Origin of the sequence: Alkalihalobacillus alcalophilus ATCC 27647 = CGMCC 1.3604 (assembly GCF_000292245.2) — a bacterium.
In the GTDB taxonomy this organism is placed as follows: Bacteria; Bacillota; Bacilli; order Bacillales; family Bacillaceae_D; genus Alkalihalobacillus; species Alkalihalobacillus alcalophilus.
In genome coordinates this window covers 14374-28061 of record NZ_ALPT02000055.1, presented here as the reverse complement: position 1 = coordinate 28061, position 13688 = coordinate 14374, and the positions used below count along the sequence as shown (strand labels likewise).

12 protein-coding genes are annotated in these 13688 nt (G+C 37.0%); 6 read left to right on the top strand and 6 right to left on the bottom strand.

Annotated elements, in window-relative coordinates:
- Positions 1–323: 323 nt before the first annotated feature.
- On the bottom strand, positions 324–971 hold the full coding sequence (gene trhA, locus BALCAV_RS14435) for a PAQR family membrane homeostasis protein TrhA (protein ID WP_003323497.1): 648 nt from the start codon (positions 969–971) through the stop codon (positions 324–326).
- Positions 972–1116: 145 nt separating this feature from the next.
- Here trhA and BALCAV_RS14430 point away from each other — a divergent pair, with 145 nt between their 5' ends.
- The gene (locus tag BALCAV_RS14430) at positions 1117–1701 is read left to right on the top strand and encodes a DUF1836 domain-containing protein (protein ID WP_003323498.1); all 585 of its coding nucleotides are present in this window, start codon (positions 1117–1119) and stop codon (positions 1699–1701) included.
- Between the two features lie 64 nt (positions 1702–1765).
- Here BALCAV_RS14430 and BALCAV_RS14425 read toward each other — a convergent pair whose 3' ends face one another.
- The 5 genes from BALCAV_RS14425 to BALCAV_RS14405 form a co-directional block, all read right to left on the bottom strand.
- Positions 1766–2845: a copper resistance D family protein gene (locus BALCAV_RS14425; protein WP_003323499.1), complete on the bottom strand. Its 1080-nt coding sequence runs from the start codon at positions 2843–2845 to the stop codon at positions 1766–1768.
- Positions 2846–2848: 3 nt separating this feature from the next.
- Entirely contained in the window at positions 2849–3421 is a 573-nt protein-coding gene (locus BALCAV_RS14420; RefSeq protein ID WP_003323500.1) for a copper resistance CopC family protein, read from the bottom strand.
- A 129-nt stretch (positions 3422–3550) separates the two neighbouring features.
- Positions 3551–4972, bottom strand: a complete 1422-nt coding sequence (locus BALCAV_RS14415; RefSeq protein ID WP_003323502.1) for a sensor histidine kinase — start codon at positions 4970–4972, stop codon at positions 3551–3553.
- Complete coding sequence (locus BALCAV_RS14410; RefSeq protein ID WP_003323503.1) at positions 4973–5662, bottom strand: response regulator transcription factor; 690 nt, start codon at positions 5660–5662, stop codon at positions 4973–4975.
- Positions 5659–6633 carry a YncE family protein gene (locus BALCAV_RS14405; RefSeq protein WP_003323504.1) on the bottom strand — a complete coding sequence of 325 codons (975 nt, stop codon included), beginning with the start codon at positions 6631–6633 and terminating at the stop codon, positions 5659–5661. The genes BALCAV_RS14410 and BALCAV_RS14405 overlap by 4 nt, the downstream gene beginning before the upstream one ends.
- Positions 6634–6947: 314 nt before the next feature.
- On the opposite strand from BALCAV_RS14405, the gene BALCAV_RS14400 reads away from it, so the two are divergent.
- From BALCAV_RS14400 to cobA, 5 genes are all read left to right on the top strand, one after another.
- Positions 6948–8039, top strand: a complete 1092-nt coding sequence (locus BALCAV_RS14400; protein WP_003323505.1) for an amino acid ABC transporter substrate-binding protein — start codon at positions 6948–6950, stop codon at positions 8037–8039.
- 87 nt (positions 8040–8126) lie between these two features.
- Positions 8127–9302 (top strand): amino acid ABC transporter permease, encoded by a 1176-nt coding sequence (locus BALCAV_RS14395; protein ID WP_003323506.1) that lies wholly within the window; start codon positions 8127–8129, stop codon positions 9300–9302.
- Positions 9303–9306: 4 nt separating this feature from the next.
- Positions 9307–10503: an amino acid ABC transporter permease gene (locus tag BALCAV_RS14390; RefSeq protein ID WP_003323507.1), complete on the top strand. Its 1197-nt coding sequence runs from the start codon at positions 9307–9309 to the stop codon at positions 10501–10503.
- Between the two features lie 754 nt (positions 10504–11257).
- A complete protein-coding gene (locus BALCAV_RS14385) occupies positions 11258–12040 on the top strand; it encodes an amino acid ABC transporter ATP-binding protein (protein ID WP_040324055.1) in 783 nt (260 codons plus the stop codon).
- 237 nt (positions 12041–12277) lie between these two features.
- Complete coding sequence (gene cobA, locus BALCAV_RS14380) at positions 12278–13675, top strand: uroporphyrinogen-III C-methyltransferase (protein WP_003321394.1); 1398 nt, start codon at positions 12278–12280, stop codon at positions 13673–13675.
- Positions 13676–13688 lie beyond the last annotated feature (13 nt).

Genomic DNA, 13688 nt, shown 5'->3' with positions numbered 1-13688 from the left:
CCGGAAAGTCATAAGCAAAGAGCCGGAAAAACCAACTAGATTTCGACATTAAGCCAGAAAGTCATAAGCAAAGAGCGGGAAAAGCCAAGTAGATTCCGACATTAAGCCAGAAAGTCATAAGCAAAGAGCGGGAAAAGCCAACTAGATTCCGACATTAAGCCGGAAGGTCATAAGCAAAGAGCGGGAAAAGCCAACTAGATTCAGACTTCTATCCACATAACGGAAGAAACGAATCTAATAAGCTCCCATTTCCGGTTCAATTACTGCTCTACCTAAAAAAAGTAGCTCCCACAATCTGATGTTCATAAACGATTTTCAAAACATCAAATGACATAAAGGAATACAGAAAGAAAATGAGCGGTTGTTCCAAGCATAATAAAGATATGGAATATTTCGTGGAAGCCAAAGTGTTTAAATTCAAATTGTTTTGGTTTTAATGCATAAATGATGCCACCAATTGTATAAAATACTCCACCAAGAATAAGTAAAAATAGCCCCATCGTACTTAAGACGTCCGCAAGCGGTGAAAAGGCAAAAATGATAATCCATCCCATTCCAATATAAAGAGCAGTTGAAAGCCATCTAGGGCAATTAAACCAAGTCATTTTAAAAATAACACCTAATACAGCAAGGGTTGTCACAATCCCAAAAATCGTCCAGCCTGTTACTCCATTCAAAGCAATCAAACAAAATGGAGTATAAGAACCAGCAATTAATACAAAAATCATCGAGTGATCAAGCCTTCTTAAAAACGCAATGACATGGTCTTTGGCCATGACCATATGGTAAGTGGCAGAGGAGGCATAAAGCAAAATCATGCTAATTCCAAAGATGATGATCGCACTGATATTCAACACGGTCGGGTCTGTTAAGGTAACTTTAATAACCATCGCTAGTAAGGCCACAAAGGATAATACTGCTCCGACAAGATGAGTTAAGCCATTAATCGGTTCGCGAATATATGTAGACAAAATAAAAACCTCCTAATATCATTATAAGTAGTTTTAGTAACTACTTATAATGATATATGTATATCGTCATGTAGTCAACGTTTACTTATTTGTTTTTTTCAAGTAAAATAAATAAAAGGATGATTAGAAAAGTTAGGTGAATCGAATGGAACAGATAGAAGAAATTGTACAGAATCTCGGTTTAGATAAACAATTAAAATTAGAAGATATTCCTGACCTTGATTTATATATGGATCAAGTGATTCAATTGTTTGAAAAAACGTATCGTCAGTCTAAACGAGATGAGGATGAAAAAATTTTAACGAAAACAATGATTAATAATTATGCGAAAGGAAAGCTGTTACCACCAATTAAAAATAAAAAATATTCTAAAAATCATCTCATCTTAATGAATTTTGTTTATGAATTAAAAGGGGCCCTTTCTTTAACAGATATTAAGATGACTCTCTCCGTTTGGAATCAGCAAATAGGAAATGAATCTTTACAACTAGAGGAAAGTTTTCAAGCTTATTTAACGGTACAAGAAAAAAATCTAGATGGGTTTTTTTCGGAAATAAATAAAAAAGAAAAGGAAGTAGGAGAGGTTTTTGAGCAGGTTGACACTCTGAATGCAGAACAGCTCAAACAGAGTATGCTCATCTTATCTTGTATACATATGAGCAATTTATATAGAAGAACAGCTGAGAAGTTAATCGACCAATTAGCCCAAACATCAGACAAAGAAGTGTAAGGCTTGATAGAAATTAAATCTTTAGATATAGCAAAAAAATCCTCTGCCAATTCAGAGGATTTTTCTAAATAAACGTTACGCTCAGCATGAGTCCTGTATAGATCACGATTAGTGTGATGAGCATCAATATAATAGGAATCATTACCTTTTTCTTTCGAATCAATTGGTAACCTATCCAGATAAGAAAGAGTGACCCGATTGCTAATAAGAGGCTCCCGGTTAAAGACCAATTAAAAACAACATTATTTTCACTACCTGTAGTGGACTGGAATAGTAGAAATAATGGTGAGTGTACAGTATTAACATCAACTTCATGAGGAGGTGTTTGTTCTGTCATCCAAGCAGAGATAGCAAAAATGACGATTGCAAATAACGACTCCAATTTAAAGGAAAGCTGCATTTGTTTTTCGTTTAAATGAAGCGGATTCCACTTTAACAGAAAAATATGTCGGATGCCAAACATCAAAATGGGTATAAACATAAGATGCTTAATGAGTAAATATTGGCCATATGAGACAGACCAGCTTTCGATATAATTTGGTACTAGCGTGTTCATTAAGATAAGTCCTGATAGAACAATTAGCGAAACCGCTATGAGAGCTAGTGGCGAGAACCATCTATGAAAAGCTCTTATATCATTGAGAGGTTTTGTTAACCAAGAAACAATGAGTAACGGTCCAATCCAAATCGCAAAAGCAACGATATGAATGAAATGAGATAGGATTCCTAATAGACCATCAGCTGCACTACTATGACTTGAAAGACTTATAAAATACGCAATACATAGCCATAATGTCAGTTGTCCCCAAACGGCAAGTTTATTCGGTAGTTTCTCTCGAACGCATTGAATGATGAATAGAAGACTCGAAATCACAACGATTATCATCCAAGCATGCCCAACTTGAAAGGTTGTGATTACATTGATGAATGCATCTTTTATGGGAACGGAGAATTGTGAGTGCAACATCTGAGCAAGCTGAACAATCGGCACAAAAGTTAATAGAACAATACTTATAATGTTTATATACATAATCGTGCGAGTGAATGGGATGTTCGGAAGTCTTTTTTGATTTAATGTAGTAATTAATACCCCAACAGCAAGAGCGATGATTAAATAGGTGAAAAAGTTACTTAACTCGATCATATCTTATTTTTTCTTGTTCATCATGACGATAATGATAAAAAGTCCAATGATAACAACGATGATAATGAATACGACTGTCCATGGAAACGACTGCTCGGATGAGTCTGAGCTTGATTCATCAATGGACTCTTCCGTCACGTTTTCAGAGGTGACGTCTTCCTCTTCTGTTAGTTCTTCTACTATTTCTGTCGGTGCTTCCTCTTCAACAACCTCATCAGTCGTTACTGTGAATGAAAAGGTACCTTCCATCTGATGTGTATCCTCACTAATGATGGACCAATCAATCGAATAAACTCCTGAAGCAAGTGGTGCAGTTGGTACGATGACAACTCTTGTTTGTTCGACATGGACATCAGCCAGTTCTACTTCCTCACCGGTGTCATCTATGATTTCGATATTGGCAAAAGGTTCAATTCCTCCATCAAATTCTAAAATGATTTCCTCAACAAGAGTATCTAATGTCTCTCCATCCTCAGGAATCGATGTTTCTAAGTGAGTGTGTGCCAAACTATGACTAGGTAAGATAAGTAATACAACGAAAATAAAAAACATACTTAAAGATAATTTAGTTTTCATCTTGTCCTCTCCTTCATTTTTTTCGCCTGTTTTAATCTAGCAAGGAATTGTGAAATGCTCGTGAAGTATTGGCTTGTTAAAAAAATGTTCATTTTTGTAGAGAGGATTCTCTCTTCTTCATTTTACGTCTTATCCGAATGGATATGATTGTTCACTAATGTTTGTTGGTAAAAAAATGGTCACGCTTGTTCCTATCCCTTCTGTCGACTCAATTGTTAATGTCCCATCATGCCGTTTAATAATTTGAGAGACGATCGCAAGTCCTAATCCTGTTCCGCCATCCTTGCGTGTCCGGCCTTTATCAACCCGATAAAAACGTTCTGTAATCGCTGGTAAATCTGCTTTTGGAATACCACTACCTTGATCGTGAATACTTAACTTGACTTCATTTGCCTGACTTTGAAGAGTAATTGTGATTTTTTTACCGGCGGGTGTGAAGCGAAGAGCGTTATCTAATAAATTCCGAATGACTTGTTCTAGGCGGTCGTAATCAGCGAATATGATAATCTCTTCATCCAATTGTAGGCTTATTTGGACGTTTGTTTTATGAATGGTGTATTCAAATGATGTGCAAACGTCATGTATCAGTTGAGCTAAAGCAATCGGTTCTTTTTTTAATGGATATGAATCCCCCTCTAATTGAGCCAAGTCAAGCAAGTCATGGACAATTCTTTCTAATCTTTCGGATTCTTTTTGGATGATCATGAGTCCTTTTTTAGGTTCAATCACCCCTTCTTCTACAGCCTCTACATAGCCTTTCATATAACTTAGTGGTGTTCGTAATTCATGTGAGACATTGGCAAGAAACTCTCTTCTGTTTGTTTCGACTTCATTTAACGCTGAAGAAAGTGAATTAAAGGATTTGGCTAATTGAACTAGTTCTTCTCCACCACGGTCTTCGGCAATTCGCTCACTAAAATCGCCACTCGCCATTTTGCTACTTAATTGTTTCATTTCGTGAAGTGGATCCGAAATATTACGGATCGTGCGGGCCACGATAAAAATGACAACGAATAAAAGCGTAATTCCAGCACTGTATAAAAGGAATTGAATTTGTTGGAATGGTTCATACATTTGAGAAAGCGGCATTGATAAAAAGAGGGCGCCGTTAAGTAGGTCGTCTTCTAATAAAGGAATCGCAATCCCAAGTATATCTTGTTGAAATAATGGGTGTGGGCGAATTAAAACAATCGTCTCCCCTTCAAGCATTTGTTGTCTTTCTTCATACGTAATTAGTTGCTCAGCTGAGAACGGTTCAAAAGGTGTGCCACTACTTAAAAGCATTGGGTCGTCGGTATATAACATTTGAATTTCTGCTGGGTCATTAAGCCAGTTAATCGTTTCTAGTTGCTCAAAAAAAGCAGGAGTCGCCCCATGCTCATAATAGCTCGTTTCCATTTGCTTTCCCTGTTGCAGGAGCATTTCAACTTGTTTTTCAACATATAAACTTTGATACAAAAAGTAAGTTAGCCAGATCATCATTGTTCCAATTAACAAAATAATGACGCTTGTCGTCAACCAAAGCTTCTTCTTTATAGACCAATTTTTCATTTACATTCCCTCGAATTTATAGCCGACACCCCAAACGGTTTTAATGAGTGAACTATGATCTTTTAATTTGAGACGTAGTGTTTTTATATGAGTATCAACTGTACGAAGGGTGCCAAATTCAGAGTCGAACCCCCATAATCGTTCATGTAACTGTTCTCGCGAGAATACTTGTCCTCTATGTTTTAGTAAAAAGAGGAAAAGGTCATACTCTTTGCGAGTGAAATTGATCGCCTGAGCATTGATAAAGACTTGTCTACCTTCTTCATCAATTTCTAAATCTCCTATTTGGATTCGATTATTCCAACTTGAAAAACTTTGAGATCTTCTCAAAGTAGCTTCAATTCGAGCCATTAGCTCCCTTGGACTAAAAGGTTTAACAACGTAGTCATCTGCCCCTAGTTTTAGTCCTTTTATTCGGTCGTCTTCACTAGCACGTGCTGTCAACATGATAATCGGTACAGATGAAAGTTCTCGAATTTTTTGGCAGGCAGTAAAACCATCCATATCCTCAAGCATAATATCGAGGAGAACTAAGGAGATTGAGGTTTGGTTCGTTTTGAAAAAATCAAGACCATCCTCAGCGTTTGAAGAAGTATGGACGTCATATCCCTCTTTTTTTAAGTAAGTCACAATTAAAGTTTGTAATTGTCTTTCATCATCAATTAATAATATTTTTTGGTGATTGTTCATGACTGATCCTCCACAATCATACTGTACGGCCCCTCGTGTACAGGTAAAGTTTCTGTTTGAAAAGTCTGTTTGTTCACGATCGTTATGGTATGTCCATCTAAATTTGAAACATAGATGGAATCAGTATAGCTTGTTAAAAAATTTGGGTTTTGTCCAACTTCTACTGAATCCATGATAACTTGTTTCTGTAAATCTACTTTATAAAGGGCATGATCACCATGACAAAGTACGTAAAGAAAGCTATTATCATCACTGTATAAAGCAATTGGCATTAGCCCTAGAGCGATTTCGTGAACCAATTCACCATTTGGTAAATAGCCGTAAATGGTTTGATTTAATTCACCAAAGGCACCATGTCCACCTACCCAAATAAATTCCCCATCAAAATATATACCAGAAGGTCTTTCAATGACATTAAAACGCTCGATAATTTCGTTTTTGGTTAAATCAATCGAAACAATATTATGGCTAGAAGAGTGTAGAACATACAGTCGCTTGTTTTTTTCATCTAGTACCATCTCAGCAGGATAATCATCAACTTGAATGGAATCGACCCATTCTTCTGATTCATAGTCAACTACATGGATCGAGTTATTTTCCACATCCGAAAGGTAGACGATATTATTTGTATGTGAAAAAACAATATCAGTTAATCCTTGATTGAGGGTGACAAAATTCTGTATTGAACCGTCTTCAAAATTGTAGAGGAGGAGTGAATCATGTTGAGGGCTTGTTGCCAAAAATTGATTCGAGCTCACTTTTTCAAAATGGGTTAATAAATACGGATTTTGAACGGACATGATTTTTTTTTCAGTTATAAGATCAATATAGGATAACTTTGAATCTTTGACATGAGAAAGAATTAAATAGGGATTATTTGTATCAGGCTTTTCGAATGTTTCTTTTAAACAAGCCGTTAGGATAATTAATAGTAAACAAAGTGTTAGATTACTTAGCAAACATCGTCTCATTGTAAAACTCCTCATTCTAATCGCTTTCTTTTATATTATGAACCTATTTTAGCATGGAAATGTGAAAAAAGATTGAAGCTATACGGTTTGAGTGCTAATTCATTAAGCTTTTTGTAAGATAATTACCCTTTTTTTGTATGTATTAAATAAAAAAGAAAAAAAAGCTTCTAAAAGAAAGCGTTTTCTATTAGAATAAATTATATATTCTGAAAAGTGAGTCAGATTATGTGACAACATCGATGTATTATTCAGAATTTTTCGTTATAACTAGTAAGGTAAGGTCAACTCAAATTAGAAAAAGGGGGATTTATCGCGTGAAAAAACGTTTTTTACTCATGCTAGGAATGATCGTATTAGTATCCATGATTATTGTGGGGTGCTCAGGAGAAGAGGCAACGACAGATGATCCAGCTAATGACGATGGCACAGAAACAACGGACACAACAACTGGAAGTGGCGGAAAACTAGCAGAGGTCATGGACAGAGGTCATTTAATTATGGGTTCGAACAACACTTTACCTGGATTTGGTTATCTTAATTCAGCTGGAGAAGAGGAAGGGTTTGATGTTGAGCTCGGACAAGTAATGGCAACGGCTATTTTTGGAGATAAGGATGCCATTGAATATCGACCATTATCAGCACAAGAACGTTTCACTGCGGTACAGTCAGGGGAAGTAGATGTCCTGATTCGTAATACAACTTGGACTTTAACTCGTGATGTTGAAGTAGGTTTAGCATTCGGACCAACGACTTTCTATGATGGTCAAGGAATGATGGTGCCTGCTGATTCAGGATTTACTACTCTAGAAGACTTACAAGGTGCACGTATTGGGGTTGAGCAAGGAACAACGACAGAGTTAAACTTGACCGACCAAATGAGAGCACGTGGTGTTGATTTTGAACCTGTATTATTCGCTGACCGTGATAGTCTAATTGCGGCCTATGAATCTGGAACAGTCGATGCTTGGACAACAGACCAGTCTGGGCTAGTTGCTTCTTATGAAGTATTAGCTGACCCAAGTGAACATGTTATTATGGATGTTGTTCTTTCTAAAGAGCCTCTTGGACCTGCTGTTTTAGACGGTGATACCCGCTTCTTTGAAGTGATGTATTGGTCTATCATGGCAACCATTCAAGCTGAAGAATTTGGTATGACTTCTGAGAATGTTGATGATTTCTTAGATAGTGAAGACCCAGATATCCAACGTTTCTTAGGTGTTGAACCTGGAAATGGAGCACAGTTAGGGCTTGAAGAGGATTTTGCTTATCAAATCATCAAACAAGTTGGGAACTACGGAGAAATCTTTGATCGTAACATTGGAGCAGAAAGTCCTTTCAACTTAGAACGTGGATTAAATGCACTTTATACTGATGGCGGGATTTTATATTCACCACCATTTAGATAGGTTTGAATTGGATAGAGTCTGCTGCATAAAGAGGGCAGACTCTTTTCTTATCAAAAATTGGTGAAATTACTCGAAGGAGGTAAATTTGTGGCTAAAGTGAAAGTGCAACCTAGTGTTCCATTATGGAGAAATAGAATTGTTATCCGTATTTTTTGGCAAGTATTATTTTTAGTGGCTGTGATTTTAACCGCTGCTTATTTTATTAACAATGCGGCAAATGGGTTAAGCCGTGCTGGTTTAAGTTTTGGTTTCTCCTTTTTGTCTTCAACGGCAAACTTTGCTATTGGTGATATTATTATTGACTATTCTCCAGCCGATACGTATGGAAGAGCTTTATTAGTAGGGGTTGTAAATACATTACGTGTTGCTTTTGTTGGGATTATTTTAACGACGATTTTAGGCGTTATAATTGGAATTTGTCGCCTGTCATCCAACTGGTTAGTTAAAACATTATCAGGTGCTTATGTAGAAATTTTCCGTAATACCCCTGTTTTAGTGCAAATTTTCTTTTGGTATTTTGCATTTTTCTTAACTTTACCAAGATTGAATGAAACGGAACCAATCTTTAATGTTTTTTACTTCTCGAATAGAGGATTTGCATTCCCTTGGTTGGAATGGAATGGAAGTACTTTATGGTTAATTTTGCTTATTGGCGGTGTAGCAATTGCTTACATAACTAGGAAGGTATTATTAAAAAAGCAAATTGAAACAGGGAACAGAAAGTATCCATTAGCTACTGGAATCGGTGTTTTTATCGTTTTATGTATAATCGGATTACTGAGTACAGGAATGGGCCCTTGGTCGATTACAGTTCCTACGATTGAAGGATTAGGGTTTTCAGGAGGAAATCGTATTAATCCAGAATTTGCTGCCATTTTATGTGGACTTGTTTTTTATACAGCTTCTTATATTGCTGAAATCGTTCGTGGAGGAATTTTATCTGTTTCAAAAGGGCAAATTGAAGCAGCGAGTGCACTAGGACTTAGTAGTGGAAAAATTCTGCGCTTTGTCACCTTTCCACAAGCGATTCGGACAATTATTCCTCCTATTACAAGTCAATACTTAGGTTTAACGAAAAACTCAAGTTTGGCGGTCGCTGTTGGCTATTTTGAGTTGTATGCGATTGGAGGAACGATTTTTAATCAAACGGGTAAAGCGGTGGAGATCGTTATTATTTGGATGGTTATTTACTTATCAATCAGCTTGCTCACAGCATTAATTATGAATATTTACAATCATATGACCAGATTGGTAGAGAGGTGAGAATATGGACCCTAATTTAGAAACTTCCACAAACTCAAGACCAATGGTGAAGAAAAAACAAAGTGTGACAGGTTGGTTTAAAGCTAATTTATTTAGCGGTTGGTTTAACTCCATTCTAACAATTGTATCGGCCACTGTGATAGTTTTACTATTAAATTCTGTCTTTACATGGGTATTCACGCAAGCCAATTGGTCAGTAATAGCTGAGAACTTTAAGCTCTTTTTTGTAGGTCAATATCCACTTGCTCAAATGTGGAGACCTTGGCTAAGTTTATTAATATTAATGCTCTTAATCGGTTTATCATACGGAGCTTACCGAAATGGGATTTTAAAAATTGTATTTTACTTTTTTAATGCTTTATTAGCTTTAGTTTTAGTTTTACCATTTGTGGCATGGAGCTCTAAAGCATGGTTAGTTGGAGGAATCTTAATTGCCTTTTTAGGGATGATTGTAGGCCATAAATTTCCTAAAGTTAAAAAATTTACTCTCGTAGGTTGGTTCCTTTTATATCCATTATTTATTTTTCTTATGAATGGTTTTGGGATATTACCAACTGTGCGAACAAATGCATGGGGTGGATTATTACTTAATATTATTATTGCAGGAACAGCCATTGTTGTTTCTTTCCCGATTGGTGTTTTACTCGCATTAGGAAGAAGGAGTAAATTACCTGTTATCAAAGTGTTCTGTGTTATTTTTATCGAAACGATTCGTGGTGTACCTTTAGTAGCTATTCTAGCGATGGCGATGCTCATGTTCCCACTATTTTTACCAGCTGGTTTTCAGATTGATAATTTAATTCGTATTATTATTGCTGTTACGATCTTTAATTCAGCTTATGTCGCAGAAAATGTTCGTGGTGGTCTACAAGCGATTTCGAGAAGCCAATATGAGGCAGCAGATGCTTTAGGATTGAATGCATGGAAACGGACGACTTTTATTATTTTACCGCAAGCCCTTCGAATCACGGTACCATCAATGGTCGGCCAATCGATTTCGATTTTTAAAGATACAACATTAGTCGCTTTAGTTAGTGTGGTCGATTTATTAGGAATTGGGAGAGCAGTTATGGCGAATCCAGCATTTTTAGGAACGCAAAAGGAAATTTATATATTTGTCGCCTTAATATTCTGGGTATTCTGTTACTTTATGTCACTTGTAAGTAAACGAATTGAAAAATCTTTAAAAGTAACTCATTAATAAGATTCATTCTAGTTACGCCTGTTAGAAGCTCGAGAAAAATCGGTCGTCCTTATGAAGACAAAAAGCGTCTTCAACGGCCGCTCTTGCCCACAGGACGTGGGTACAAGGCGTAGGGATTGACGTCGCGAACTTAGCGTTGATCCTTAATTTTCTCGCTTCTGACCAAACAGGCTCCGCTTTATATTCATTCTAGCTACGCCTGTTAGAAGCTCGAGAAAAATCGATTACTAAACGGTTCATTTAAATTAAAGTGATGTTCTTAAACTAAATCAAGCATATGAAAATGTGATTTTTTTGGCTAACTCCATATTTCCTTATCCAAACGGAGCAAGCGGAATGACCGGAGACTCCTGCGGGATTAGTGATACACGGGAGACCCCGCAGCAAAGCGAGGAGGCTCCCGGTTCACCCGCGGAACGCGTAGGTCATGCAGCTTGCGGAGTATACCAACTTCACTTTTCTCACTTCTGAACAAACGGACTTCGCTTTATATTCATTCTAGCTGCGTCCGTTAGAAGTTCGAGAAAAATCGGTTTGCCTATAAAGTCAAAGAGCGACTTTTTAGTCAACCCTGTATTTTTTCTCACTTCTAAACAAACGGACTTCGCTTTATATTCATTCTAGCTGCGTCCGTTAGAAGTTCGAGAAAAATCGGTTTGCCTATAAAGTCAAAGAGCGACTTTTTAGTCAACCCTGTATTTTTTCTCACTTCTAAGCAAACGGACTCCGCTTTATAACTGAGGAGGATATTATGAAAATTGCTGTTGATGATTTTGATCCGAGTATTCCATTGGAAGAAAGAGAAGATATTATCGTATGTAAAAAAATTAATAAATGGTATAACAATAATCATCACGTCTTAAAAGATGTCGACGTTTCAATTAAACGTGGAGAAATTGTTTGTATTCTTGGCCCGTCTGGTTCTGGGAAATCAACGTTTATTCGGACGATTAATGCATTAGAAGAAATTCAAGAAGGTACAATCGAAGTGGATGGTATTCCCTTAACTAACGATATTGCCAAACGAGACGCGATTCGGATGGAAACAGGAATGGTATTCCAATCGTTTAATCTTTTTCCTCACTTAACGATTTTAAAAAATATTACGTTATCACCAATTTGGGTGCGAAAGTGGCCGAAAAAGAAAGCCGAAGAAATTGCCTTAGGCTTATTAGAACGTGTTGGGATTCCAGAGCAAGCGAATAAATATCCAGGTCAGCTTTCCGGTGGGCAACAACAACGAGTGGCTATTGCAAGAGCACTTGCTATGCAGCCTAAAATTATGTTATTTGATGAACCAACATCAGCCCTTGACCCAGAAATGGTTAAAGAAGTACTAGATGTTATGAAAGAATTGTGTAATACAGGGATGACGATGCTTGTTGTAACACATGAAATGGGATTTGCTCGTGAAGTAGCCGACCGAATTATTCTATTTGATGAAGGTGAAATTGTGGAAACAGGGACACCAACAGAGCTGTTTGATAATCCAAAACACGAAAGAACAAAGCTCTTTTTATCAAAAATCATCTAAAGGAACACGAAAGAACAGGAACAGGATTAGAAAATATCGTTTTAAGCCCCAAAGCAACTATTGCTTTGGGGCTATTTAACTTTGTATAAAATGTCTAATATACAGTTTAGGTATTTTGTCGTATAACGTATTACCGCAATAAAATATCTGTGTGAAGTAATGTGACAATATTTCCACTTTTCAAATAATTATTTGTTAACCTTTAGTCATTATCAGTTCTTTGAAAGGGGAGAGTAAATGAGTACGAAAGGAAAAGTATTCTTGGTAGGGGCAGGACCGGGCGATATCGAGCTATTAACGATAAAGGGAAAACGCGTATTAGAGCAAGCAGATGTCGTCATCATCGATCGACTTGTGAATCCTCATTTGTTGATGGAAGCAAATAATCAGGCGAAAGTTATTTATTGTGGTAAGCAACCGTGTAAACATACCCTTCGCCAAGAAGATATTCAAACAGAGATGCTTATCCATGCCAAAAAAGGAAAACAAGTTGTGCGCTTGAAAGGAGGAGATCCAGCTGTATTCGGAAGAGTTGGAGAAGAAGCGGCTTTCTTAAAGAAGAATGGAATTGCTTATGAAATTGTACCAGGGATTACTTCAGGAATTGCTGCCTCCATGTATGCAGGAGTCCCTGTTACTCATCGAGATTACTCGACTTCCTTTGCGGTCGTAACGGGTCATTGTCATAATCAGTTAGGAAAACCTAAGGTGAACTGGGAAGCTTTAGCACAGTCCGTTGATACGATTCTTTTTTATATGGGTATTAGTGAAATTGAAACGATCACAACAGAATTAATGGCTAAAGGAAAACCAGCTCAAACCCCTGTTCTCGTCATTCAATGGGGAACATATAGCAGACAAAAAACAGTAGAAGGTACATTATCAAATATTTATAGGGAGGTAAAAAAAGCAAAGGTCAAAAACCCAGCGATGATTGTTGTGGGAGATATTGTATCAAAGCGGGAGCAATTCTCATGGTTTGGTCAAAAGCCTTACTCTGGATTGGGAGTATTAACGTTTACAAAAGAGGAAACCCCTTTGGTATCTATGTTTCGAGAAAATGGTGCAGATGTATATCGTTATTCATTGAGTAGTTTGCAAAGTGGAGAAGTGACAACGGATGTTGTCCAAGCCGCTTTCAAAGCTTCTCCACAACAAGGGCTCGTATTTTTTGAAACGATACATGTAAGAGGATTTATTCAAAAGCTGATGCAGTTAGGCTACGATATTCGTGAGCTGCAAGCCCCTTTATTAGCTGGAACACAGGAAGTTTTAAAGGAGTTTAATCGTTATGGGTTTCAAGTTGATTTTGCAGAAGAACAGAAGCATTTAATGCAGCTACGTATCGGTGGTGATTCTTCAATAGAGTTGCTTTCGCCTGTTACAAAGATGGCCATAAGTCGACTCTTAGAGGAAGGCCATGTCAATACATTGTTGTGTGAGAGTGAAGAGGAGCTAATGGTAGTTGAACGTTGTTTTCAAGAAATCAGATTTCAAGACTTTGCGGTTCCACTTAAGCTATTGATAAATAATGTTGAAACAAATGCTATTGGTCAATTCACGAATAAATGGAATGTTGAAATCATCGATTCACTGAACTTGGAAGAAGACTTACCTACTCTTCAGTCCATCTAGAAGTTAATAGAAA